Origin of the sequence: Rhizobium sp. BT-226 (assembly GCF_025847085.2) — a bacterium.
Taxonomy (GTDB): Bacteria; Pseudomonadota; Alphaproteobacteria; order Rhizobiales; family Rhizobiaceae; genus Rhizobium; species Rhizobium sophorae.
Window position 1 is genome coordinate 676,939 of sequence record NZ_JAOYTI010000002.1, and the last position, 23,821, is coordinate 700,759.

Genomic DNA, 23,821 nt, shown 5'->3' on the forward strand with positions numbered 1-23,821 from the left:
TTTCATATACGAGGCGTATATGGACTTGACATGCGCGACGCATGCCATACATTTCACATACGTACCGTATACCAAATGGGGCGCGAGATGTGAAGCGAAACGCCGCGCTCAACGGTCGTTGTCAACAATATAGAGAGATCAGAATGACCCAACGTGAAGCAATCTTTCCTGCCAACCGGCACGCTCTTTACGAGGAGCACGGCTATTCCGCCGCCATCCGATCCGGTGATCTGTTGTTTGTGTCCGGGCAGGTCGGCAGCCGTTCGGACGGAACACCCGAACCCGATTTCGAAAGCCAGGTGCGGCTGGCCTTTGAAAACCTGAAGGCCACGCTGAGTGCCGCGGGCTGCACGCTGGATGATATCGTCGATGTCACCAGCTTCCACACCGACCCCGAAAACCAGTTCGGAACGATCATGGCCGTCAAGCAGGAGATGTTCAGCAAGCCGCCCTACCCGAATTGGACTGCCATCGGCGTAAACTGGCTCGCCGGCTTCGACTTCGAGATCAAGGTCATCGCCCGCATTCCGGCCAATCACTGACATCGCCGGGCCGCCTCCGCCACCGCAGGAAGTGCCGGCAGGAGTGCGGCCCCGCGCTACCACCCCGTGGAGCTTTAAACAGCAGCACAACCTTAGGAGTTAAAGCGCCGGCCTCACTCCGAGAGCCTGCCTCAAGGCGCCCGTGGATCGCCGGTTACCCTCCCCGTTATTGCCTGCTTACATTGCCCCGGCGCCTCAGGGAATAGCTCCGCTGCGCGACGCATTGCCATATATTTAGAAAAATCAATTGCATAATCTCGGGGAACAAAGATCTCCTCTGCGTGTTTTCACCGCATGGATCGTCACCTGATCCGCAAATGGAGGAAACACATATGAAGAAGATCATCTTCGCGGCGGCAATTTTCGGCGCATCTGCCTTTGCAGCCCTTGCTCAGACAACACCGGCTCCATCTCCGGATGGAAATACACCTGCGGTTGCAACCCCAGACACCAAGAATCCGACTGCGCCCGTTGAGGGTGCCAACAGCTTTACCGAAGCTCAGGCGAAGGATCGCATTGCGGAAGCGGGTTACACCGACGTCAAGGATCTCAAGCTCGATGACAAGGGGATCTGGATGGCCGCCGGCATGAAGGACGGCAAAGCCGTCTCCATCGCCCTCGATTATCAAGGCAACATCGTCGCCAAGTAACCCCAAGGAGAAGCATGATGAAAACTGTAACCGGACTATTCGATGATTATTCGGACGCTCGCTCCGCCGTCAGCAAATTGGAAGCGGCAGGCATTCCCTCGAACGACATCAGTATCGTCTCCAACAAGGCCGGCCGCATCGATCGCGACAATGATGTTGCCGAGGATGCCGCGACGGGGGCTGGCATCGGCGCTGCCGTCGGCGGCGCCGGCGGCCTGCTCACGGGACTGGGCCTGATGGCCATTCCCGGTGTCGGACCGGTGGTTGCCGCAGGCTGGCTTGCCGCGACTGCGGCCGGGGCTGTCGCCGGCGCCGTCGCTGGCGGTGCCGCTGGTGGCCTGATCGGTGCCCTCACCGATTCCGGCGTCCCGGAAGATGATGCCCACCTTTATGCCGAGGGTGTCCGCCGCGGCGGCAGCCTGGTCACGGCCAAGGTCGACGACGCCCGCGCCTCCGAGGCGCAGGCCATTCTCCAGGGTTCAAACTGGGTCGACCCGATCGAACGCCGGCGTGCTTATAACGAGCAGGGATGGACCCGCTTCGACGACACGCTCGATCCATACGCCCCCGAGCAGATCGAGCAGGAGCGTAACCGGTATCGCCGGACGATCTAACCGGCCTTGAGTTCAACCCTCCTTGCACGTCGCAAGGAGGGTTGAAGCGTTGATCTCGGTGCTTGGGATCCTCAGTGGACAAGTCCCCGTCGGAGATCGCCGGGGGGCGAAAGCCCCTGCGAGCGTCGTCATCATCGGCTCATCGCGTCGATATGGCCGCGATATTTAGCATGAAGCGATTCCCTGTCAGGCGTGTTACAGTGCCTTTGTCTAGCTGAGCCTTCCGGCCGGTTGGCATTGTTGCCGAGTGATGACTTGCTTCGTGAGTCTCCGGCCCATGAGGGCCTCTCCATGCAAAAGATTCCCACAGTGCATTTCGAAGCGGCGAGCACTCTTGCCGTGGTGGTGTCGTCCAATGAGCCGCTGCTTTTCCTGTCCGACGACCTGAAGGTCATCGCGGCGAGCGCATCCTTTTGCCGGGCCTTCGACATCGACCCCGGGACAGTTTGCGGCCAAAGCCTCAGCGAAATTGGAAACGGCGAATGGGCGACGCCCAAGCTTGCGTCACTGCTGAAGGCCACTGCCTCGGGAAGTGCCAATATCGAGGCTTACGAAATCGACTTTCAACGGCCAAACCAGAAAACACGGCAGCTGGTCGTCAATGCACGGACGCTCGATGACGGCGACATCGATCATATTCGCCTGCTTCTCGCCATCACCGACGTGACCGATATGCGCGCCGAGGCTCGACTGAAAGATGATCTGGTTCGCGATAATGCGATCCTGCTGCAGGAGGTCCAGCACAGGGTCGCAAACAGCCTCCAGATCATTGCCAGCGTTCTCATGCAGAGCGCCCGCCGGGTCCAATCGGAGGAAGCGCGCGGGCACCTCCACAACGCCCATCACCGGGTCATGTCGATTGCGGCCCTGCAGCGGCAACTCTCGACGTCTAACGGCGGCAAGGTTGAACTGCGTGCCTATTTCACTCAGCTTTGCCAAAGCCTCGGTGCGTCGATGATCGCTGATCCTGACAGGCTTTCGATTCAAGTGACGGTCGACGACAGCGCCGTGGACGCGGACGTTTCCGTTCGCTTGGGGCTTGTTGTGACCGAGCTTGTCATCAACGCCCTCAAGCACGCCTTTCCCGATGAACGACCGGGCGCAATCGTCATCGACTATCAATCATCCGGCGACGACTGGACTCTCACCGTTACCGACGACGGCATCGGCATGGCCGCGGGCAGCGAAGCACCAAAGGCGGGCCTGGGGACCGGCATTGTGGAGGCGCTGGTAAAGACCCTGGATGGCGACATTCAGCTGAGCGATGCGGGTCCCGGCACCGCCGTCACCATCAGCCACCGGGAAAGCGCCGGTTCCCGCGACATTTCTACGGCCGCGTAGGAACCGATTGGCTTCCTACGCGCTATCCCATCGGAGCCCCCCGAGGTTCACACTCCAATTTGACCGAGTGAGTGATGAAAAATGGCAAGGCGGTCGTCCTGGTCGTCGAAGACAGCACGATCATTCGGATGAGTGCCGTCGATCTGGTACTCTCTGCGGGATACGAAGCGCTGGAGGCCTGCGATGCGGACGAGGCAATTGGCATCCTCGAATCCCGAGACGACATCGATCTGGTTTTCACCGATGTTCAGATGCCAGGCACAATGGATGGCATCAAGCTATCCCATTACATCCGGGATCGGTGGCCACCTGTCAGGTTGATTGTCGCATCCGGCGAAGCAATCCTCGAAGAGAGCAGTCTCCCCACGGGAAGCCGGTTCTTCTCGAAACCCTACGACAGCCACGCGATTACCGATGCAATGGCGCATCTGCTGTCGATCCAGAATAAGACTGGCTGCTAAACTAAGTGTTTTTCGACTGTGGGGTCTGGGCGCGTAGCGTCCTCCCGGCGCAATCGCCAGAGAATGGTGCGTCAATCAAGACGTGGTCCTCATCTGCGCTATCGGATCTTGACAGTTTTTGACATTCTGAGGTACGTACATCATCATTCCGTCCGAGCTGCGATCTGCGCTGCACCAACAATCAAGCCGAACCCGCGAGCGGGGCTGATCAAGCCAACAACAGAGCTTCGAAAGGCAGTGGAATGAAGGAGTTCAAGGTCAATCCAGACTTCGCCATAACAGATGAACAATCTCTTCGAAGTCTGTTTGACGCGACACATGCTCTGGCCATACAGAAGTGTCAGGGCACGCTCAGCACGCATGCGCAAGCCTTTATCCGGCGCTCGCCATTCCTCTGTATCGGCACCCAGAATCTGGATGGAAAGGCCGACGTCAGTCCCCGCGGCGACCCTGTCGGCTTTGTCAAAATTCTCGATGAGCGCACGCTGGCGATACCGGATCGACCCGGCAACAACCGTCTCGATACGCTGGTCAATATTCTCGCCAATCCCACCGTCGGACTATTGTTCATCATTCCGGGGTTTGACGACACATTGCGGGTGAATGGGCGCGCCACTCTGACGACCGATCCTGAACTTCTGGGGAGCATGCGTGTCAATGACCGCGCCCCCAAACTCGCAATCGTGGTCGAGGTGAGCGAGGTCTTCATGCACTGCGCCAAGGCATTTCGGCGCTCTCACTTGTGGAACCCCGATCATTTCCAGGATCGCACTGAGATGCCGTCAATTGTAAAGATCATTCTGGATCAGACGACTGGCGCGCCAAGCGACGAGGATGCGATGCGCAAAATCGATGACGATCTCGAAGATGAATACAAGAGGACGCTTTACTAGAGCAATTCCAGGAAAAGTGCGAAGCGGTTTTCCGTCCGGAATTGCGTAAAAACAAAAGGATAGAGCGGTTCTGCGCTTCCGTTAAAAGCTGAACCGCTCTAACTCGACGGCCGACCTCGACCGCCAACCATCTCACCCTCAGAGCAGCCTACCCACCCCAAAATATGCAATTGAAGCGAACCATGTTTGTCTCCAGCCGGCTTGATGCGAAGCTGATCCGGGCGTAGTTCAGGATACACCCTCTCCTCGACACCGATCTGAAACGAACCCATGGCGCACTCCCTCAATACAGCCCCCTCGCCCGCCGGCGGCCCCAACCAGCCGAAACTCGATACGGACGACATCTGGCAGGCCCGCGTCGATCTTGCCGCCTGCTTCCGGATGGCGGCAAGGCTCGGCATGGAGGAAGGGATCTGCAACCACTTCTCGGCCGTCGTTCCTGGATATGACGACCTGTTCATCGTCAACCCGTACGGCTACGCGTTTGCCGAACTGACGGCCTCGATGCTGTTGATCTGCGATTTTCACGGCAACGTGGTGTCGGGCAGCGGCCAGCCCGAGGCCACCGCTTTTTACATCCACGCCAGGATTCACAAGAACATTCCCCGCGCCAAGGCGGCGTTCCACACCCACATGCCCTATGCCACCGCCCTTTCCATGACGGAGGGCGATCCGCTGATCTTTGCCGGGCAGACCGCCTTGAAATTCTATGGACGCACGGCCGTCGACCGCAACTATAACGGCCTGGCGCTCGACGCGCGCGAAGGCGATCGGATCGCGGCGGCGATCGGCGATGCCGACATCGTCTTCATGAAGCACCACGGCGTCATGGTCTGCGCTCCCAATATCGCCGAGGCCTGGGACGATCTCTACTACCTCGAGCGCGCCTGCGAAGTGCAGACGCTCGCCCTGTCGACCGGACGCGAAGTCCTTGCCGTCGCGCCTGAGATCGCGGAAGCGGCATACCGGCAAATGCGCGAAGGCGATCCGGAGTCGGCCCGGCTCCATCTGGAGTCCGTGAAGCGCGCGCTTGATCGCAGCGAGCCCGAATACAAGCGCTGAGCCGCAGACCGCGGTTTAGGCGTGTGCCGGCCGCCAATGCGGATAGGTGACATAGGCGGTGAGCGCGCCCTCCTCATGCGAACGGATGGTCACCGCTTCGCCCTTGGGCATGTAAACGATCTCGCCTGGCCCGGCGGTGACCGTTCCCCCGTCCGTCGAGACCGAAAGCCGGCCTTCCAGAACGATCATCACGTCGTCTACCGCCATCGTCTCGGCAAGGCTCTGGCCGGGTGCGTAGCGTCCATAGCCGATGGTGATCGGCCCTCCGTGCCGCTCGTCGACCAGATTGCCGACGGAGATGTCTGCCTCCTGTCCTGGGGAACGCTCCAACGACGCATCGGCGATCGTGAACTTACGCATCTTCATCGTCTTCCTCCATTGCCGCATGCAGAGGTAGCGCGGAAATTTCACACGCCAAGACGGATTGCAAACGCTCGAGGAGGAGGAGGTTCCCGCTCTCATGGTCTCCTCGCCACCGAGAAAGGCGAGTGGAGCATGGCGACACGCTTCACTCACACACGGCTTTGGCTCTTTTCGTTCGGGATTAGGCTGGTTAATGCCTATGGCTTCAGGCTAGTCGCCGTGAGTTGGTCTACCTCAATGAATTCGCAAATCATCTCAGAAATTACACTGAACGGCCGAACAGTTCACAATCACCTCTTGCCATTCGTAATACCACAACAGACCTTGCGCGATAACAGTCGAAACCGCGACAACCAATATCATCTGTCGGAGCGTGAGGGATTTCCAAAACATAGACCGAGCTAGAAGTAGGGAGTTCGTCATTCCTGCCGGAAACATTAAAACTGGCACCCATGAAAAAACTTCTGCTTCAAATCGGTCTTTCGACGAACAGCACAAGAAGTATTTGTGGTCTTCCGAAAGCCCAAGAATGACCTCGGTCACCGCTATATACCCACTCCAAACCACCGACACCGGGCCAAGAAGAAACCCCACGACAGCGACGACGAGGAATGCCCCGAATAAAAACAGGAACGGCTTAAGGCCAAGCATAAAAGCGAGTGTTTTCAGAACGAGGAAGACTGGCGATGCCAGAATACAAAGCAACACCGCCGGTGCCCAAGCCCGCTTTTGTCTCTGAGCTGGAAGGTCGACTTCGGCTTGCACATCCATGCGTGGCCCCTCAAATGTGAAAAAGCGAAACGACCATATGGTGATAGTGCATGGCCAAAAGCGCTAACTGTATGCTGATCACACTGTCAAGCCATCTATCGAGCGATCAGTTTGACTCCACACCCAAGAACATCTTTTTGAATCGAACGTCCGCCTTACCAATCCGTAAGTTGCGGCCAAGCCGTCCTCTCGGCTAGATCTCGCCCCAGGCATGCCGGGAATGATCGGGCTGATGCGAATCCTGCTTATCGAGGACGATACCAAGACGTCCGATTATATCGCCAAGGGTTTTTCCGAGGCCGGGCATGTCTGTGACGTGGTTGGCGATGGCCGCGATGGGCTGTTTCAGGCACAGCGCGAGGCCTATGACGTCATCGTCGTCGATCGCATGCTGCCGGGTCTCGATGGGCTGGCGATCGTGCGTTCACTGAGGGCTGCCAAGGTCGGCACATCGGCGCTGTTCCTGACGTCGATCAGCGGCGTCGACGATCGGGTCGAAGGGCTTGAAGCGGGCGGCGACGATTATCTGGTCAAGCCCTTTGCCTTCTCCGAGCTGATGGCGCGCGTCAATGCGCTTGGCCGACGGCCGCCGGTGCAGGAGCAGAGGACGGTGCTGAAGGTTGCCGATCTCGAACTCGATCTGATCCGGCGGGAGGCCCGCCGCGCCGGCCAGGTGATCGAGCTGCAGCCGCGCGAGTTCACCCTGCTCGAAGTGCTGATGCGCGGCGAAGGCCGGGTCATCACCAAGACGATGCTGCTGGAGCGGGTCTGGGATTTCCACTTCGATCCGAAGACCAGCGTCGTCGAGACCCATATCAGCCGGCTGAGAGCCAAGGTCGACAAGCCGTTCCAGGTCCAGCTTCTGCATACGGTCCGCAACACCGGATACAGCCTGCATGCGCCTCGCTAGCTTACGCCGGAGCACGCCGTTCCGGCTTGCCGTCACCTTCGGCGTGCTCTTCGTCGTCACCTTCATCTTCAGCGGCGCGATCATCTATCAGATGCTGCGCCTCGGCCTTGCGCGTGATCTCGAACAGTCGCTGACCGAGATGAATTCGCTTATTGTCTCGACCTACAATCCCGGCGACACCGAGGACCTGGTCAATACGCTGAACAATTATGCGAGCTTCCAGTCCACCTCCGACGGGCTTTATTCGCTGACGGATGCAGGCGGGCGCAAACTTGCCGGCAACTTCGCCGCACCCCGCATCCCGAACGGCGTCTATACCGTCACCTCCAGGGATGTCGGGCTGAAGGGGCATGAACGCTACCGGATGCAGGTCTCGACTATCGGCCCCTACAGCCTGGTGGTGGCGGAAAACTTCAACGACGTCGACGAGATGCTGCGGATCGTGCTGGTCAGCTTCGAATGGGCCGCCGCGATCGTCGTCGCGACTGCGATCGGCGGCGGCGTCTTTCTCGCCGTACGGGCCCAGGCGCGGCTGGACAGGGTCGCGCTGACCATGAACGACGTCTCGCACGGCGCGCTCGACGCCCGCATTGCCATCACCGGCAACGGCGACGATCTCGATACGGTGGCTCTCCAGATCAACGCGGCGCTGGAGCGGCTGCAAAGATTGGTCGAGAGCATGCGGCAGGTGAGCGCCGATATCGCCCATGATCTGAAGACGCCGCTCAACAGGCTGCGCCTGACGCTGGATGCCGCGGTGGCCGGAAACGACCAGCAGGCAGATGTTTCGGCTCTGCTTGACGAAGCGAGACACGAGAGCGACCGGATCAACGCCACCTTCGAGGCGCTGCTGCGCATTTCCCAGATCGAGGCCGGCGCCCGCAAGGAGCGATTCCAGACGACCGATATCGACGCCGTGCTTGCCGTCATTTCCGAGGTCTATGTCGATGTCGCGGAAGACGCGCTGATGTCGCTTGATATCACGGAGCGCTGTCCCGCGCTCATCCGGGGCGACCGTGATCTGCTGACGCAGATGATCGCCAACCTGGTGGAAAACGCGATCAACCATTGCCCGGCCGGAACCGGCATCACCATTTCGCTCCGCTGCCAGGGCGGCCGCGCCATCGTCTCGGTCGCCGATAGCGGCCCCGGCATTCCCGCCAGTGAAAGGGACAAGGTCTTCCGGCGTCTCTACCGGCTCGACAAGAGCCGCGCGACAGCAGGAAGCGGCCTCGGGCTCAGCCTCGTCAAGGCGATCGCCGACCTGCATTCGGCTGAGATCACCATGGCCGACAATCATCCCGGCCTCATCGTTTCGATCGGCTTCCCGCTGATGCCGGCGGAGAAGTCCTAACTTCTCATCCGCCATGCCGCGAGCCGGCTGAAGCGGGCGGTGAAGCGGCGCACTTCAGCCGCGGCGCGATACGGCAGCACGCTCCACGGCCGGCGGCGGCCAAGCCGGTAGGTCGAAAGCCCTGCCTGGATCTGGGAGCAGGGATCGGCCCTTTGGCTGACCGGCAGCGGATCGACGAAGCAGGCGCTCAGCCCATCATCGAACTCCAGATCGAAGGCGAGATCATAAGGCAGGCGCATGGGGACAAGCACGCCGGCAATCCAGCCCGCCGCCTTGCGATTGATCAGATAGGCGCCGGACCCCTTCTCGCGGGTCAGCGCGATGGCAAGCGAGCGCGACGCTGTCAGCGGCTCCACCTTGTGCTTTCGGCCGGAATTGACAGTCGACAGTCGCAGGATGTCCCAGCGCGCCTGGTGCTCGAGGGCGGCCTCGAGCAGCTCGGCCAGATCGTCATCGAAATCGAGATCGTCTTCCAGAATGAGCGCGAATTCGGCATGGCTGCCAAGGAAGCGCTTGGCGCATTCGACGTGGCTGAGATAACAGCCGATCTCGAAAGGGTTCGGCCGGCGGCCGTGCCGGCTGAGATAGGATGCTTCGTCAAAGCCCGGATGCGGCAGGCTCAGCCCTGCCCCATCGATCGCCGCCACGCGCTCGAAGGCAAGGCCGAAGCTTGCCAGCAGGCGCTCCATTCGAAACCGGCGCAATGGCGCACGGTCGAGATTGATCAGGTAGGTGTTCACCCGCAGGCTGATCGGATGAATGGCGGGCATTAGGGCGGCAGGTGCGGCGCGCATGTTCATGAGAGAGCTGACCTCGACTTGGCAATGATGGCGCCAAGCCTGCGCCCCAAACCTCACGGGGACCTCGCTGGAACTATACATTTTGGTAAAGTGCGGCGGTCGAGCGGCCGAGGTTGCAATCTTACGGATTGGTATGATCCCGGCAAAGGACTCGTAAGGATGCCGCGCTACCAGCTCTCCTGCGGCATGCAGTGGACGCCTCCCTTCCCGCGATCGAAACGACAACCCCGCGCCTTCGATGACGACAGCGACCACTGCGTGCCGCGCCGGATGATCCCTGGCTTGAGCAACCGGCTCAGCGCGCGCACTCGCCCAGAGGTCGCCGCCCGCCCCTCATCCGGCTGCCGCCACCTTCTCCCCGCAGGCGGGGCGAAGGGACGTGCCGCAACGTCTCCGTTCCCACCTCGCTCTCGCGTGGCACGTCCCCTCTCCCCGTCTTTACGGCGGTCCGCAGGACGGGTTGAGACCAGTGGCTCGACCCCGGTAGGTTAGGGTGAGGGGCAGTCCTCGGCGTGAACCAGATAGCGCAGGAGTCCGGGCTCTCGCAGTCCATAATGATGCGATGACGGAGCAGCATGAAATGGTCGTCGTTCCCCTGAAATTTCCGGACCTGCCGATCCCGCTCAACGCCGCCAAAAATCGCGTCGATGAATCAAAACTGAAAAGCCTTGGGGAGGTTTCCGATCTGAAGCCAGGCGCCAGCGGCAAGCTGAATGCCAGGCTGGCGCCAGGGACCTACCTGCTCTTTTGCAATATGAAGGGACACTACAAAGCCGGGATGGAAGCCAGGCTGACGGTTACACCGTAGGCGTGCCTCAAAGAAGGTGGGCGACGAGCCATTGGGCTACAGGGATCGCCAAAGTGAGTTTGGAGAAGACGAACTTCGCGCGGGTGAAGATGCTCGCCGCACGCACGGTGGCGTCGGCGCGAGCGGGCAAGGCGCCGAGAACGCGCATCAGGAGGATGTTCTCGACGTAGTCGCTGGCGCCGGCGGCCATCGCACATCCGACGCCGGCCGCTGCCCAGGCCGGGCTCGCATCCACCCACTGCGCCCATTCGAGCGTTAGCAAGGCGAAAAGGGCCGCATATACACCGGGAAATACCATGTCGATCCACAGAAGCCGCCGAAAATGGGCGATGCCAGCCGGGCCGTAATGTGCGAGCAGGCGGTAGGTCTCGTCTGGCTGATAGCCGAAGCGGAGGTCTGGCGAGGCCTCGCCGCCCCCCAGCCGCTTCAGCGTCGGCACACCGAGGGGCGTCAGCCAGTATAGTGCCATAAACCCTAGGAACAGGGCGCCTAAAACCAAAATCATCATCGCCATCGCAACGCTCCGTGCTTCAACGCGGCCCTTGTCGCGGATTTCTATTCATTAATCCAATCGATTATTGTAATCAGGATACATGCATGAAATTGATCTTCGTCGCGTCGACCTCAACCTGCTTGTCGTGTTCGAGACCGTCATGCGGGAACGGCATGTCGGCCGTTCCGGCGAAGCTCTCGGCCTGACCCAGCCCGCGGTGAGCCACGCCCTGTCCCGGCTGCGCCAGCTTTTGGGCGACCCGCTTTTCATCAGGCATGCCGGCGGGGTCAGGCCGACGCCGCGCGCCGAAGCGCTGAACACGCCAATCGCTCATGCATTGACGGCGGTGCGCGCCGCACTGGCGGAGACCGGCGCCTTCAATCCCGGCCAAGCGGTTCGCACCGTGTCGATCGGGGGCTCGGACTATACGGACCTGGTACTGATGCCGGCCTTGATGGCTGAGATGCGCATCTCCGCCCCCGGCTTCGACATCCGGCGCAGGCCGACCAGCCGGGAGGCTGTGATGGGCGATCTGAGGCGTCGCGACATCGACCTGGCGATCGGCCCGCTCGCAGCGGCGCCGGATGCCCTGGTCCTGACGCCGCTCTTCACCGAGCGTCTGGTGCTGGTGGCTAGAAAAGGCCACCCGGCTCTGGCCGCCGACATGTCACTCAACATGCTCGCCGCGCTCGACCATCTGCTGGTCTCGACGGGCGGCGATGCAACGGGCAGCCTCGACGAACGCCTGCGCGATGCCGGCCTTTCCCGGCGCGTCGTCATGACCCTGCCGAATTTTCTCGCGGCGCCGTTCATCGTCGCGGCGACGGACCTCGTCGCCCTGCTGGCCGAGCGTGTGGCGCAGCGGCTCGCCGACGCCGCGGCGATCGCCATTCATCCGCAGGCGCCCCCGCTTCCGTCATGGACGATCGGCCTTGCGCGCCTGGCCGGCACAGCGCCGGATCCGGCCACAGATTGGTTCGCAGACGCGGCGGCGAAGGTCGCCGAGAGGATCTAGATGTCGTTGCATACCCTCCACAGTGCCTTGCGGGAGGGAGATGATGACACGAAGCATTGAGCGTGATCTTCGCCAATGGCATCCCGCGCGTCGATGATTGCCGGGCGGAAGCAATTGCCGGTCATCACTGACAACGCAATAGTGCCTGAGTTCCTTATGACCCCGGCCAAAGGATGGAAGTATCGATCGTATCAGAAGCCGATGAGCACGCGTCTTCGAACAGTCTTCTGAAAGGAGAAAAACTTGGCCGAGAATGATTATGATGCGTTCGCGGCGGCCTATGATGCCGATAACGAGGTCAATGCCTGGAATGCCTATTACGAGCGGCCGGCCATTCTTTCCCTGGTTGGCGATGTCGCCGGGCTTTCCGTGCTCGATGCCGGATGCGGCGGCGGGGCGCATGCAGCAGCGCTCCTAGAGCGCGGGGCTGTCGTGACCGGGATCGACGCCAGTGCCGGCATGCTTGATATCGCGCAACGTCGCCTGCAAGGGCGCGCACGCCTGCTACCGGCGGATCTCAACGAAGCATTGCCGTTTGCGGACAAGGCTTTCGATCTGATCCTTGCCTCGCTGGTCATGCATTATCTGCCCGACTGGTCGAAGCCCCTTTCGGAATTCAACCGCCTGCTGCCCGAAGGCGGTCGCCTGGTTTTTTCCACCCATCATCCCTTCATGGATCACGCCTCGACCGGCCGGGACAATTATTTCGAGACCTACAGCTTCGATGAGACCTGGCAGCGCGGCGGAAAGGATATCGCCATGCGCTTCTGGCATCGGCCGCTGCATGCCATGTTCGACGCGCTGAAGTCGGCCGGATTTCAAATCGACACCGTCAGCGAGCCCCAGCCCGATCCGCAAGCCCGCACGCTTTTTCCGCAGGCCTATCAGAGCCTGACGACCAAGCCGCGGTTCCTGTTCTTTTCAGTGGTGAAATCCTGAGCACGTGGATGACGGGAGCCTTTCTGTTACGGCCGCGACCGCAGTCCTACGGATGGCGGGCTAAACGACAGGCACCGACCCCGTCACTCCTTTTCCTGCCAATATCTTTGCCAGAGGTCGAGCCTCAGCTTCAGCGGATCGGCTCCGAACGTCACGCCGTGATTGGTGAAGTCGATGACCCTGTGGACGAAGGGGTCATGGTGAGGCCATTTTGGCCGTGAGCCTCCATTGGGGTCACCGTTCGTTGCAAATTGGACCCAGTAAGCACTCGCCAATGTGGCCATGGCCCAGTCGGCAGGCGTAACCTTGTCTTTCACCAATGCGTCTGGAATGTTGAGCGTATAGGGAATTTCGAAGCCGTGCTCGACGCGGCGCAGAGAAGGGACTTGTCTCTTACCGTTTCGCAGTTCTGCCATATATTTCAAAATATGAGAGTCCGGCGGACGATTGTGTGGCGTTTGGAGCTTTGGCGGTGGATGCCGTCAATCCTTGCTTTGCTGACGTTGTTCTCGGCTTTGAGCCTGGCGACGCCCGCATCCGAAGCTGAGCGTGTCGCTATAGTCCTGAAGATGAACGGGGCGATTGGCCCGGCGACGGCCGACTATGTAAGACGCGGCCTTCAACGGGCCAATGAACGTGGCGCCAGCCTAGTCGTCCTGCAGATCGATACGCCCGGCGGTCTCGACACGTCGATGCGCGACATCATTCGGGCGATCCTTGCCTCGTCGATACCGGTCGCGAGTTTCGTTGCACCCAGCGGAGCACGAGCCGCCAGCGCCGGCACCTATATTCTTTACGCAAGCCATATCGCAGCAATGGCACCGGGCACCAATCTGGGTGCGGCGACGCCGATCGCACTTGGCGGCCGACCATCCGATGGTGACCGAAACGACAGCCCTGATACGACCGGCAAGCAGCGGCAAGTGCCGCGCGATGCCGGCGAGGCGAAGGCGATCAACGATGCGGTGGCCTATATCCGCGGGCTGGCGGAACTGCGCAATCGCAACGCCGACTGGGCGGAGCGCGCCGTGCGCGAGGCCGCGAGCCTTTCGTCCGCCGCGGCTCTGCGTGAGAAGGTCATAGATTTCACGGCGGCCGATATAAACGATCTCCTGGCACAGGCGCAGGGCCGGGTCGTGCGGGCCGGTCAAATGGATGTCCGGCTCGAAACATCGGGTCTCATCGTCCAGGAACTTGAACCGGACTGGCGAACCCGCCTGCTTTCGGTGATCACCGATCCGAACATCGCGCTGATCTTGATGATGGTCGGTATCTACGGCCTGATCTTTGAATTTCTGACGCCCGGGACGCTGGTGCCGGGAACGATCGGCGGCATCTGCCTGCTGCTTGGTCTCTATGCTCTGGCCTTGCTGCCGGTGAGTTTTGCGGGCCTGGGGCTGATCGTTCTCGGCGTGGGTCTGACGGTGGTCGAGGCCCATTCGCCGTCCTTCGGCGCACTCGGCGTCGGCGGCGGCATCGCACTGGTGCTCGGCGCTACCATCTTGTTCGACACGGATATACCCGGGCTTAAGGTTTCCTGGCCGGTGCTTGGCGCAATCGCCGTCGCCTGCCTCGGTCTTAGCCTTATCATTGCCCGTCTCGCCTTCATCTCGCGTCGGCACGATGTCGTCACCGGAAGTGAGCAGATGATCGGAATTTCGGGCAAGGTCGACAGCTGGACGGGCATCTCAGGCTACGTCATCGCCCATGGCGAGCGCTGGAAGGCCGTTTCAACTGAGCCGCTTGCCGCCGGCGACCGCGTGAAAGTGACCGGCCGGGACGGGTTGACGCTCGAAGTGGTTCGCAGTTCGCAGGAGGCCTAGCGGCCTTCAGATGCAGGAGGAAAAGTCATGGGCGTGTTTGCAGATCTCGCCTTCTATCTTGTGATCATCTTTATTCTGCTCGTCGTCGTCGCATCTGCGATCAAGATCCTGCGGGAATACGAACGCGGCGTGGTTTTCACGCTTGGCCGTTTCACCGGTGTCAAGGGGCCCGGCTTGATCCTGCTCATCCCCTATGTCCAGCAGATGATGCGGGTCGACCTGCGCACGCGGGTGCTCGACGTACCCGGCCAGGATGTCATTTCGCATGACAATGTCTCGGTCCGCGTCAGCGCGGTGATCTATTTCAGGGTCGTCGATCCCGAGAGGTCGACGATCCAGGTCGAGGACTTCATGATGGCGACGAGCCAGCTCGCCCAGACGACACTGCGCTCGGTGCTCGGCAAGCATGACCTCGACGAGTTGCTGGCGGAACGCGACAAACTCAACATCGACATTCAGGAAATCCTCGACGCCCAGACCGATGCCTGGGGCATCAAGGTCGCCAATGTGGAGATCAAACATGTCGACATCAACGAATCGATGATCCGCGCAATTGCCCGTCAGGCGGAAGCCGAGCGCGAGCGGCGCGCCAAAATCATCAATGCCGAAGGCGAGCAGCAGGCTGCAGCCAAACTGCTTGAAGCAGCCGAAATCCTCGCCAGGCAACCCGAGGCCATGCAACTTCGTTATTTGAGTACATTGAACGTCATCGCCGGCGAAAAGACCTCGACGATCATATTTCCTTTTCCGATGGAGTTCGGCAATTTGATGCCGCCCAAACCGGACCGATGACGACGCCTTGAATGCGTGGTTTTTGCCGACGGAGCGATGGTCCTGCGGTTGAAAGCATGAGGACGTGGAGGACGAGCGCCTTTCTGTTACGGCCGGGACTGCAGTCTTGCGAATGGCGGGCTAAACGATAGGCACCGGCCCCGTCACTCCTTTTCCTGCCAATATCTTTGCCAGAGGTCGAGCCTGGGTTTCAGCGGATCTGCTCCGAACGTCACGCCGTGATTGGTGAAGTCGATGACCCTGTGGACGAAGGGGTCGTGGTGAGGCCATTTTGGCCGTGAGCCTCCATTGGGGTCACCGCTCGTTGCAAATTGGACCCAGTAGGCACTCGCCAATGTGGCCATGGCCCAGTCGGCAGGCGTAACCTTGTCTTTCACCAGTGCGTCTGGAATGTTGAGCGTATAGGGAATTTCGAAGCCGTGCAGAGTGCCTTTCCATGCCGGATCGTTGCGGAGGGCCTCGGCGACATAGGAGAAACGATACCACCACGTCGGCTGACCAGCGCGGATCATCTCGTCAGCGAGGTGGCGAGACGGTTCGACAAGCGTTTTATCGGCCAGAACCTGCTGCTTCAGCTCATCGAGTGTCTGTTGGCCGGTCGGATCGTAGAGGGTGCGGGCTTCGGCGGCATGCTTCCCGAACAGCGCGAAGAGATCGTCTTTCGTCGTGGCCTGACCGAGACCGAGATCTCGATTATTGGCCCCGACGATGACGGGAACCGTCGCTTGACGGCCTGCCGCAAGAGCCGCTTCCGGCGTTTCGAGCAAAAACCGTCCGTCAATGATCGGGCCTGAGACGCCGATGACGGGCTTGCCGGTCGACATTCCCGCCAGCACGTCATGTGCCGATGCACCTTCGGTCAGCTTTTCCGCAGGCAGCGCCCGAAGGGCGGTGAGAGCGTCGGCATCGCTGCCATTGATTCCCAGAGAAGCCGCATAGTCCAACGCGGCTTTCTCCGCTTCTTTCAAAGGTGACAAAGGCGTGCTCTCAGCACGCGCTGTAGGCAGACCAGGCGACTGTAGAATGGCGCCGCGGAAAAGCCCGCGTGACAGTGGCGATATCATGTGCGCCATCACCGAGCCGCCACCGGCCGACTCTCCGAATATCGTCACTTTCTTCGGATCGCCACCGAAGGCTTCGATATTTTGCTGGACCCATTTCAAGGCTGCAAGCTGGTCCATGTAGCCATAATTGCCGATGGGCTCGTCAGGGGATTCCTTCATCAGCGCCGGATGGGCAAAGTATCCCAATCGGCCGACACGGTAGTTCATGCTGACGAACACAACTCTCCGGGCCGCCAGCTGGTCACCGGGATATTGAAGGGTGTTTCCCTGGGCTAGAGCGCCGCCATAAATCCAAACCATCACCGGCAGGGGTGTTCTGGAACGCTTGGCGGGTGTCCAGACATTGAGGGTCAAACAATCCTCTGACTTCGGCAGGTCATCGGTCTGCATGCAGGACGGACCGAAATCGCGGGCATCCCTGATACCGCTCCATGTCTCCGCTGGTCTCGGATTGCGCCATCTCAGATCGCCCACCGGCGGTGCGGCATAGGGTATGCCCTTGAAGCTGACGACCGTGCCCGCCCTCTCACCCTTCAGCATTCCGCTGTCGATCGTAACGGTGTCGTCTGCCGCACCCAATCGTGGCGCCAACGTCAGCTGACACGATGCGACGGCCAAAAAGAGCAGAAACGTGCGACTGCCGTCCACAAACACTGCACTCTCCAGCGCCAAGTTGAGACAGTTTGGGAGGAAAATACTCCCATGGAGCGGCAACGAAAAGGGGTATGGCCTATGCATGGCACATCCCCTCGCCCGGTTTGCGGGTCCGAAGGGCGGGTCGAGACGAGTGGCTCTCGACCCCGGCAAGGCTAGGGCGGAGGCAGCCCTCGGCATGAACCGGACAGCGCGGGAGTCCGGGCTTTCGCGGCTATTGCTTGCTGCGATCATCGATGACGTCGGTTCGACGCTCCTCGCCTCTGCGGGTATCTTCTCCGTTGACCCGTCAGTTCGCCCGCGCCTAAGCTGGGGTATGGAAGAGACAGAAATTCCACTTATCGGCGGCAAGGATTCGAACGTCGTGCGCATAGGCGAAACGGTGCGGCGTGGCGGACGTGCGTGGTCCCCCGCCGTTCTCGACCTTCTGCGGCACGTCGAGCGCCAGGGATATGATGGGTCGCCGCGTGCGCTGGGCCTCGATGACCAGGGACGGGAAGTCCTCACCTATATCGAAGGTGAAGTCGGCAACGGCGAAGGTTTCCTTCCCGACAAAGGCGGTCGCTTCGACCTCCGTCTCCCGGATTATGTCTGGCGCGACAACGTCCTCGAGCGCCTGGGACAATTGCTGCGATCCTACCACGATGCCGCAGCCAGCTTCTTATGGAGAGATCGCGAATGGCGTCTTGACGCCCGGCACCCTGTTGAAACGGTCTGCCACAATGACTTGACGCCGTGGAATACGGTCTTCCAAGCAGGGCTCCCCGTGGCTTTCATCGATTGGGACGCGGCAGCGCCGGGACCGCGCGCCTGGGACCTCGGCTTTGTTGCCTGGCGCTGGGTGCCGTTCTGGCGTGACGAAAAATGCGAGGCGCATGGCTTGCAAACGGGCGTCCGCGAGAAAGCCCGCCGCTTTCAATTGTTGCTCGATGCCTACGGGATAGCGCCGGAGATCGGCATCATGCAGGCCGGAATCGAACGGGTTCGGCAAATGCAGCAACATATGCGCAATCTTGCTGCAGCGGGGTCCGCATGGGAGATGGAATTGGCCAGCCGTGGTGTGCTTGATGAGGGGATGCTTGAGGTCGCCTGGATGGAAGACCATGCGATGGACCTGATTCAGCGCTCACGCGGATGAGTGTCGGGCTGAGAAGCTCCGGCGTCAACCGGCCCTCGCGCCGCCGTAAGCCCCCTGCACGGCCAGGAGAGCAACTGCATCCGGCGCAGGTCTTCGGCTCGATCGGCACGGTTCTCCTTCGAAGACCGACACCGACAGGACAACAGTCAGCTACGCTTGATTTTACACTCCTTTATCCAGTCCTGCGGTAGCACGTTCACAGCAACGCCCGAATCCAGCGGATAGAAAGACAGACTGGTGTAGCTCCACGAATACGGCACGCAGTTCTTCAAAACTGCCGCGTGAATATAGAATTGGAGATCACGCGGGACCTGATGCAGGGACATGAAAAATGAGTGCTGAATGACCTTGTCTGCATGGAAGGCAGCGATCGCTTCGGTTCTTTTCCACGTGCCGTAAATGCCTGCCGATATCGCCGCCAAACACATCCAAGTCGCCATGAACAGCGCCGGGCGAAATTCTGGCCAAACTGCAGGAGTGACAGATGGCCATGCGACTATCGCTGCGGCTACGAAACTTCCGATGAAGAACAAGTTCCAGAAATCTCTCGACCCACCTGGTGCCATGATCGGTGCATCGGCCAACGGGGAAATCAGGTCGCCGCATAGTATCAGCGCACAAATCGAGTACCCAAAAAACAGATCGAGCGAAGCCTGAAACTTACTCATAAACTTCACCGGCAGTGTTTCGGGTCATGGCGATATCTACTGCATTGCTGATTGGATGATAGGCCTGCTGCCATTTCACTCCCGTGAACGACATGGATAAAAAGCAAGTCTGCATTGACCGCTTCTGGCGCTTTGTCGCGGTGACGTTTCGACCGCAAACCCGGCGTCAGGGCTGCTTCTGGTGGCTCATCTTCGAAAGTGGACGAAATGTTCCAATCCATTGTCACCCATTGACGTGAACAGGTTTCACCCCAATACGGTCAGGCCAGCCAGACGACAACAGGAGTGTAATCGTGAGCGAACCGACCGTAGCAGATGCAACAAACCGCATTTATGAGTCGCTCCACGCGGACAACGCCGACATCGACGTGCATATCGCGGCCCTCAAGGCAGCGTTGACGCGGGCGGGTTTAAAAGAGGCCGTATTCGACCCGGCCAGGCTCGTGCAGAATAACCGTTCTGGCAGGAAGCGGATGGAGGCCTACTTTCGGCAGCGCGGTGTCATGGTGAAATTCTCAGCCTCGTGAAGCCTTCCTATGAAGGCAGACGGCTGTAATCACAGATGTCGCAGCATGCCCCTCGCCCCGCTCCCGCCCGTGTCTCCAGGCCGCTGCTTATGGAGGCCGGCGTGGATCCGCGGGTCAAGCCTGAGGACGACGGAGGGTGGGGTGAGCTCTGCGGCAAGTACAGCGATGGCGGATGGGATATGGGCGAATTTCGCGTCCGTCGCCCGTCATCATCACCCATTCCTCGCCCCCCGCAACGCCGTCAACCCCCGCCGCAGCCACAGCAATTGCTGCGGCGGCATCTGGCGCAGATGGTCGTAATCCATCACCGTCACGTTATAGACCATGCTCCTCACCTGCGGTCCGTCCGGGCAGCGGAGAAGAATGCCCTGCAGCGCCATCATGCGGTTGCTGGCTTTGCGGGCGCGGTCGGCGAAAGTTTCGGTTACCTCGCCTTCATGGCCTTTGACTGAGAACAGCGATTGCGCTCTTGGGCTCGGGGCCGGGATGCCTGTGGTCTTGTGGTAGCGGGCGATCGCCTCGGCATAGTCGTCGCCGGCCTGGCGCTGCTCGGCGGTGATCAGGCCGTCGAGGAACATGCGGCCGAGGGTGTAGCCGGCAAAGGGGCTCCTGACCGTCTCGTCATCAACCGCCCGGCCGAAGCCGTGGATGCGGCGGCGGGCTGATATCGCCACGCTGATATTGTCTTTCTCGGTTTCGAAGGGCTTGATCTTGCCGCAGGGAAAACGCTCGACATTTTCCTTGCGCGGCCGGCCGGCGCCCTTGTTTGCCCGTCCTGTCTTCACCTTGGTGGCTTTGCCGCCCATGCTGATCGTCCTTCTATCGAATGATGCCGTTTCTGAGTGCCGCGGCGACCAGCGCCGTTTCCTTGAAGACGCCGAGCTTCATCTTGGCGTTGGCGATGTGGGTGTTCACGGTGATCGGCGAGATGCCGAGAATGGTGCCGATCTCGGAGGCGGTCTTGCCCTCCGCCATCCAGCGGATCACTTCGGTTTCGCGTGGGGTCACCTGGCTCATGGCTCCACAGGCCCATCGATGCTGGGCACGCGCGGCATCGTCACATGCGCGCCAGACCGGGTCACCCGCGTCACCCGGTCGGGGTGGCGGACCGGCTGGATGGGCGGGCCTGCCTTGGGATGCGGATGCCAGGTGTCCTGCCTCGAGGGGAACCTGTCGCGGTTGCGGTGCGCCATGTTGATGACGGTGTTCTTCTTCGAGCCGAAGAGGTTGGCGATTTCTCTGGCCGACAGCCCTTCCCGCCAAAGCTTTTCCGCCTTGACGATCTTGTCTTCCGTCCAAAAGGTGATGGTCACTTGGCTGCCTCCTGTGCGTCCCGCGCGGCGCGGGCGATGATCGGGTTGTCGGGAAACATGCGGGCGAGCTCCCGCTTGGCGTTCTGGCTGCCATTGGCCGCATCGCGCAGCAGCTGCATCTTGTAGGCCGGCACTTTCGGCCGCGGCACCTCCGGCTCGGCTTCCAGGCGCGGCCGGCGCTCGGCCTCGATCGCCGCCTGCTGCTGCCGGCACTCCTCGGCAAAGCTGGCACTGCTCGGGGCAAAGGCGCGGTTATGGTCCCTCACCTTTCCGGAGATGAAGCGTTTGGCGGCCCGCCAGACCGCCTCTGCCGGAAGGCCCTCGACGGCGACGAGATAGGCGCGGATCTGCATGTCGGGATCAGTGCCTGCGGATGCCGGGAAGCCAGAAAGCATCCCCGAAATGATCTTCACCAGAGGGGAAATCTCGTGCGGCATCCACTGCTGTCCTTCTCATGCTGCTGTTGATCGACCCGGCCTCCCTCGCCTTCTCCTTGAGGTACCAGTCGCATTTGATCGCCTGCCAGCCGCGGAAGATCTGCATCTCGGCGGCGCCGACCGGATCGCCGGTCATCAGATATTCCCTGGCCTGCATCCGTGCTGCATAAGCCGTCAGCGGCTTCTTCAGCGTGCGCTTGCGATGCTCGATGATTGCCGCCGCCAACTCCTCGCCCAGCACCGGGCGGAGGATCTCCATGATCTCCTCACTCACCATGTCCTTAGCCATGCGATGTCCCTTTCCCGCTCGCGGCCGCCACGGCCGCATGAATGGTTGGCCTCAAACCCGCGGCCTCCGTCGCCCGTCGAGCAAAATTGACCGGGGCGCCGGGCCTCGCGGGAAGGCGGGGAAATCCCCGGATCTTTGAGCCGGCATGGTTCTGCTGGGCGGTGTCGCCCTTTTCCGCACTTCGAAGCCGGTGGATCTCGATTTCCACCGAGGGCACCGACGTCCCAAGGAGGGCGGCGATCTCGATGTAGTCCTGGCCGGTGCGGAAGAGTTCGAGCGCGTTCATGTGGGCACCTTGCTGCGCCGGGGCGGCGTTGACCTGGAAGCTCATCGCTTGATCCTTCTTTCCGATTTCGAACGCAGCCCGCCGTTCCCGCCGAAGCGGGTGCTGGCCATATGCTTCATTTTCAAATTCGTGGATGACGACCGGAGCCGGCTTTGGAAACAAGGGCTCCGGTCGTCTGCCAGGCCGCCGCCTGGGTGGGCGCGACAGAGCCGCGCCCGCTCGGCGCGACAGAGTCGCGTCCGAGATGCTGGCGTCGCCGAGGGAGGAGCAACGACGCCAGCGGCCGATAGCCGTCAGGGAGGGGCTGGGCTATCGGGGTTGGAGATCGGCAGAGCGCCGGGCGGGATCATCGTTTCCCGCATGTCTTCCGGGCGCGTCGGCCGATTGCAATTCTCGCAGTGGCGCTCGATCACCTCGGCGATCGACAGCGCCTTTGCGCAGATGGGGCAGCCGGTGTAGCGGGCGACTGTTGCGGTGGCGATGGTCATATCGATTCCACCTCCCGGTTGGCGTTCAGCACCTGCTGCAGGGCCTTGGCGAGGAAGGGGATATCCTCGTTGCGAACGGGAATCACGGACATGCGCCCTCCCCTTGGGCCTTGCGGCCGGTGAATGACGACGCCGGTCGGCATGACGTCCATGGCGAGCTTCTCTTCGCTTGAGATGGTGAACCTCATGGCGCCGTCTCCCCAGTCCGAAAAGGCTCGACCGTTGTTGATGATGTCGGTGTTTGTCATAGCGATTAGGGTACAATTAATACCCGCAATGTCAAGCACATTAGGGCATGACATGTACCTTAATTTAGGGTATTTTTTATATCATGTTGAAAGATCAGGAACAATTTGAGCGCGAAGAACGCGCAAAGCGCCTCGTCATGGCCAGGAAGAATGCCGGCTTTGCCGGACCGAAGGCGATCGTCGATCGGTTCGGCTGGAATGCCAATGTCTACAAGGCGCATGAATCCGGCCGCAACGGCTTCGGCATTGCCGACGCGAAGAAGTATGCCCGCGCTTTCAAGGTCAATCTCAACTGGCTGCAGTTCGGCGCCGGCAATGCGCTCGATCCGGATGAGCTGCCCGCCTCCGTCGCCGATGTGCCAAAAATCTCCTGGGTCAGCGCCGGGCAGCTGAGCGAGCAGGCGCCGATCACCGATTTTTCGGAATTCCCGACGGTCGCCGCCCTCGATCTGCCCGATGGCGAATGGATCGCGCTCGAGGTCGAAGGCAATTCGATGAACAAGATCTCGCCGCCCGGCTCGATCATTTTCGTCAATCTGCGCGACAAGCGCCTGGCGCCGAACGCACTCTATGTCGTCGCCGACGAGACAGGTGCAGCAACCTACAAGCGCTATCGCCCGAACGACGATCCGCCCTTCCAGCCCGCTTCCTACGAAGACGTGCCGCCGCCGGAATTCCAAGGCGCCGTCACCATCGTCGGCCGCGTCCGCCGATCGATCATCGAGATGTAGGGATGAGAGCGCAAGGCTCGGAAATAATGCCGCCAATCAATCATATTTCAATAGGGAAAACAGGATGATCCGCCCTTCCTCACGCGCCGGCCGAATCTGGTTCTATATCGTCACACTAGCGGTGTTGCTCCTGGCCTACAGCGCCGCGCGCGAGATGTACGGCCTGTAGGATTAGCTCGAAGCGCGCCAATCCCCAGCTGCGATCACGAGGGGTATCGGGACGATTCATCCTCTGAAACCAGAAATTGCGGAAGCTCCGGATGCCATTCGCGTACCACTCTCGTCACCGCCACGAGATGGAACGGATGGCTGCGGGGAACATGTCCTTCGGGAGCTTCTCCTCCATG

The 23,821-nt window shown here is 60.8% G+C and carries 29 protein-coding genes and 3 pseudogenes; 17 read left to right on the forward strand and 15 right to left on the reverse strand.

The window, feature by feature from the left end; translation table 11 throughout:
* Window positions 1-143 precede the first annotated feature (143 nt).
* From OIU37_RS13575 to OIU37_RS13605, 7 genes are all read left to right on the forward strand, one after another.
* Window positions 144-542, forward strand: a complete 399-nt coding sequence (locus OIU37_RS13575; RefSeq protein WP_264257725.1) for a RidA family protein — start codon at window positions 144-146, stop codon at window positions 540-542.
* A gap of 332 nt (window positions 543-874) precedes the next feature.
* Complete coding sequence (locus tag OIU37_RS13580) at window positions 875-1,192, forward strand: PepSY domain-containing protein (protein ID WP_180693553.1); 318 nt, start codon at window positions 875-877, stop codon at window positions 1,190-1,192.
* Window positions 1,193-1,209: 17 nt separating this feature from the next.
* A complete protein-coding gene (locus OIU37_RS13585; protein WP_171601306.1) occupies window positions 1,210-1,806 on the forward strand; it encodes a general stress protein in 597 nt (198 codons plus the stop codon).
* A 291-nt stretch (window positions 1,807-2,097) separates the two neighbouring features.
* A complete protein-coding gene (locus tag OIU37_RS13590) occupies window positions 2,098-3,147 on the forward strand; it encodes a sensor histidine kinase (protein WP_264257726.1) in 1,050 nt (349 codons plus the stop codon).
* A 74-nt stretch (window positions 3,148-3,221) separates the two neighbouring features.
* Window positions 3,222-3,608 carry a response regulator gene (locus OIU37_RS13595; protein ID WP_171601308.1) on the forward strand — a complete coding sequence of 129 codons (387 nt, stop codon included), beginning with the start codon at window positions 3,222-3,224 and terminating at the stop codon, window positions 3,606-3,608.
* 242 nt (window positions 3,609-3,850) lie between these two features.
* Window positions 3,851-4,501, forward strand: coding sequence for a pyridoxamine 5'-phosphate oxidase family protein (locus tag OIU37_RS13600; RefSeq protein WP_171601309.1), 651 nt, complete (start codon window positions 3,851-3,853; stop codon window positions 4,499-4,501).
* 270 nt (window positions 4,502-4,771) lie between these two features.
* Window positions 4,772-5,563, forward strand: coding sequence for an aldolase (locus OIU37_RS13605; protein WP_129418267.1), 792 nt, complete (start codon window positions 4,772-4,774; stop codon window positions 5,561-5,563).
* A gap of 15 nt (window positions 5,564-5,578) precedes the next feature.
* Here the strand turns inward: OIU37_RS13605 and OIU37_RS13610 are convergent, their stop codons facing one another.
* Window positions 5,579-5,929, reverse strand: coding sequence for an AraC family ligand binding domain-containing protein (locus OIU37_RS13610; RefSeq protein ID WP_264257727.1), 351 nt, complete (start codon window positions 5,927-5,929; stop codon window positions 5,579-5,581).
* A 252-nt stretch (window positions 5,930-6,181) separates the two neighbouring features.
* Window positions 6,182-6,697 carry a hypothetical protein gene (locus OIU37_RS13615; RefSeq protein WP_264257728.1) on the reverse strand — a complete coding sequence of 172 codons (516 nt, stop codon included), beginning with the start codon at window positions 6,695-6,697 and terminating at the stop codon, window positions 6,182-6,184.
* 232 nt (window positions 6,698-6,929) lie between these two features.
* Between OIU37_RS13615 and OIU37_RS13620 the strand changes: the two genes are divergently transcribed.
* Complete coding sequence (locus OIU37_RS13620) at window positions 6,930-7,607, forward strand: winged helix-turn-helix domain-containing protein (RefSeq protein WP_264257729.1); 678 nt, start codon at window positions 6,930-6,932, stop codon at window positions 7,605-7,607.
* Window positions 7,594-8,961: a HAMP domain-containing sensor histidine kinase gene (locus tag OIU37_RS13625; RefSeq protein WP_264257730.1), complete on the forward strand. Its 1,368-nt coding sequence runs from the start codon at window positions 7,594-7,596 to the stop codon at window positions 8,959-8,961. The genes OIU37_RS13620 and OIU37_RS13625 overlap by 14 nt, the downstream gene beginning before the upstream one ends.
* On the opposite strand, the gene OIU37_RS13630 is transcribed toward OIU37_RS13625, so the two are convergent.
* On the reverse strand, window positions 8,958-9,761 hold the full coding sequence (locus OIU37_RS13630; protein WP_264257731.1) for a glycosyltransferase family 25 protein: 804 nt from the start codon (window positions 9,759-9,761) through the stop codon (window positions 8,958-8,960). The two genes, OIU37_RS13625 and OIU37_RS13630, sit on opposite strands and share 4 nt — an antisense overlap.
* 526 nt (window positions 9,762-10,287) lie before the next feature.
* Between OIU37_RS13630 and OIU37_RS13635 the strand changes: the two are divergent.
* Window positions 10,288-10,569, forward strand: a pseudogene (locus tag OIU37_RS13635) (copper resistance protein); the annotation flags it as partial.
* A gap of 7 nt (window positions 10,570-10,576) precedes the next feature.
* Here OIU37_RS13635 and OIU37_RS13640 read toward each other — a convergent pair.
* Window positions 10,577-11,083: a hypothetical protein gene (locus tag OIU37_RS13640; protein WP_264257732.1), complete on the reverse strand. Its 507-nt coding sequence runs from the start codon at window positions 11,081-11,083 to the stop codon at window positions 10,577-10,579.
* Window positions 11,084-11,162: 79 nt separating this feature from the next.
* On the opposite strand from OIU37_RS13640, the gene OIU37_RS13645 reads away from it, so the two are divergent.
* Together OIU37_RS13645 and OIU37_RS13650 are read left to right on the forward strand one after the other, a co-directional pair.
* On the forward strand, window positions 11,163-12,077 hold the full coding sequence (locus OIU37_RS13645) for a LysR family transcriptional regulator (RefSeq protein WP_264257733.1): 915 nt from the start codon (window positions 11,163-11,165) through the stop codon (window positions 12,075-12,077).
* Window positions 12,078-12,320: 243 nt separating this feature from the next.
* Window positions 12,321-13,016 (forward strand): class I SAM-dependent methyltransferase, encoded by a 696-nt coding sequence (locus tag OIU37_RS13650; RefSeq protein WP_264257734.1) that lies wholly within the window; start codon window positions 12,321-12,323, stop codon window positions 13,014-13,016.
* Window positions 13,017-13,099: 83 nt separating this feature from the next.
* Here the strand turns inward: OIU37_RS13650 and OIU37_RS13655 are convergent.
* A pseudogene (locus OIU37_RS13655) lies at window positions 13,100-13,435 on the reverse strand (carboxylesterase family protein); the annotation flags it as partial.
* A 57-nt stretch (window positions 13,436-13,492) separates the two neighbouring features.
* Between OIU37_RS13655 and OIU37_RS13660 the strand changes: the two are divergent.
* On the forward strand, window positions 13,493-14,839 hold the full coding sequence (locus tag OIU37_RS13660) for a nodulation protein NfeD (RefSeq protein ID WP_171601318.1): 1,347 nt from the start codon (window positions 13,493-13,495) through the stop codon (window positions 14,837-14,839).
* 27 nt (window positions 14,840-14,866) lie between these two features.
* Complete coding sequence (locus OIU37_RS13665; RefSeq protein ID WP_264257735.1) at window positions 14,867-15,631, forward strand: slipin family protein; 765 nt, start codon at window positions 14,867-14,869, stop codon at window positions 15,629-15,631.
* Between the two features lie 143 nt (window positions 15,632-15,774).
* On the opposite strand, the gene OIU37_RS13670 is transcribed toward OIU37_RS13665, so the two are convergent.
* Window positions 15,775-17,349, reverse strand: coding sequence for a carboxylesterase/lipase family protein (locus tag OIU37_RS13670; RefSeq protein ID WP_264257736.1), 1,575 nt, complete (start codon window positions 17,347-17,349; stop codon window positions 15,775-15,777).
* Between the two features lie 316 nt (window positions 17,350-17,665).
* Between OIU37_RS13670 and OIU37_RS13675 the strand changes: the two genes are divergently transcribed.
* A complete protein-coding gene (locus tag OIU37_RS13675; protein ID WP_180694242.1) occupies window positions 17,666-18,487 on the forward strand; it encodes a phosphotransferase in 822 nt (273 codons plus the stop codon).
* A gap of 146 nt (window positions 18,488-18,633) precedes the next feature.
* Here OIU37_RS13675 and OIU37_RS13680 read toward each other — a convergent pair whose 3' ends face one another.
* Window positions 18,634-19,155, reverse strand: a complete 522-nt coding sequence (locus OIU37_RS13680) for a hypothetical protein (RefSeq protein ID WP_264257737.1) — start codon at window positions 19,153-19,155, stop codon at window positions 18,634-18,636.
* A gap of 290 nt (window positions 19,156-19,445) precedes the next feature.
* Between OIU37_RS13680 and OIU37_RS13685 the strand changes: the two genes are divergently transcribed.
* A complete protein-coding gene (locus tag OIU37_RS13685) occupies window positions 19,446-19,682 on the forward strand; it encodes a hypothetical protein (RefSeq protein WP_264258484.1) in 237 nt (78 codons plus the stop codon).
* A 212-nt stretch (window positions 19,683-19,894) separates the two neighbouring features.
* Here OIU37_RS13685 and OIU37_RS13690 read toward each other — a convergent pair whose 3' ends face one another.
* The 8 genes and pseudogenes from OIU37_RS13690 to OIU37_RS13725 all read right to left on the reverse strand — a co-directional run bounded on the left by OIU37_RS13690 (window position 19,895) and on the right by OIU37_RS13725 (window position 22,683).
* Window positions 19,895-20,488: a hypothetical protein gene (locus OIU37_RS13690; RefSeq protein WP_264257738.1), complete on the reverse strand. Its 594-nt coding sequence runs from the start codon at window positions 20,486-20,488 to the stop codon at window positions 19,895-19,897.
* A 13-nt stretch (window positions 20,489-20,501) separates the two neighbouring features.
* Entirely contained in the window at window positions 20,502-20,699 is a 198-nt protein-coding gene (locus OIU37_RS13695) for a helix-turn-helix transcriptional regulator (RefSeq protein WP_171601324.1), read from the reverse strand.
* Window positions 20,696-20,995, reverse strand: coding sequence for a GcrA family cell cycle regulator (locus OIU37_RS13700; RefSeq protein WP_264257739.1), 300 nt, complete (start codon window positions 20,993-20,995; stop codon window positions 20,696-20,698). The genes OIU37_RS13695 and OIU37_RS13700 overlap by 4 nt, the downstream gene beginning before the upstream one ends.
* Window positions 20,992-21,390 carry a hypothetical protein gene (locus tag OIU37_RS13705; RefSeq protein ID WP_264258485.1) on the reverse strand — a complete coding sequence of 133 codons (399 nt, stop codon included), beginning with the start codon at window positions 21,388-21,390 and terminating at the stop codon, window positions 20,992-20,994. The genes OIU37_RS13700 and OIU37_RS13705 overlap by 4 nt, the downstream gene beginning before the upstream one ends.
* On the reverse strand, window positions 21,356-21,721 hold the full coding sequence (locus tag OIU37_RS13710; protein ID WP_131645800.1) for a hypothetical protein: 366 nt from the start codon (window positions 21,719-21,721) through the stop codon (window positions 21,356-21,358). The genes OIU37_RS13705 and OIU37_RS13710 overlap by 35 nt, the downstream gene beginning before the upstream one ends.
* A 51-nt stretch (window positions 21,722-21,772) precedes the next feature.
* A pseudogene (locus OIU37_RS13715) lies at window positions 21,773-22,052 on the reverse strand (sigma-70 family RNA polymerase sigma factor).
* Between the two features lie 248 nt (window positions 22,053-22,300).
* Entirely contained in the window at window positions 22,301-22,495 is a 195-nt protein-coding gene (locus OIU37_RS13720; RefSeq protein ID WP_264257740.1) for a hypothetical protein, read from the reverse strand.
* Complete coding sequence (locus tag OIU37_RS13725; protein WP_094086523.1) at window positions 22,492-22,683, reverse strand: hypothetical protein; 192 nt, start codon at window positions 22,681-22,683, stop codon at window positions 22,492-22,494. The genes OIU37_RS13720 and OIU37_RS13725 overlap by 4 nt, the downstream gene beginning before the upstream one ends.
* Before the next feature lie 143 nt (window positions 22,684-22,826).
* On the opposite strand from OIU37_RS13725, the gene OIU37_RS13730 reads away from it, so the two are divergent.
* Window positions 22,827-23,474, forward strand: a complete 648-nt coding sequence (locus OIU37_RS13730) for a S24 family peptidase (RefSeq protein ID WP_003546093.1) — start codon at window positions 22,827-22,829, stop codon at window positions 23,472-23,474.
* Window positions 23,475-23,821: the final 347 nt, after the last annotated feature.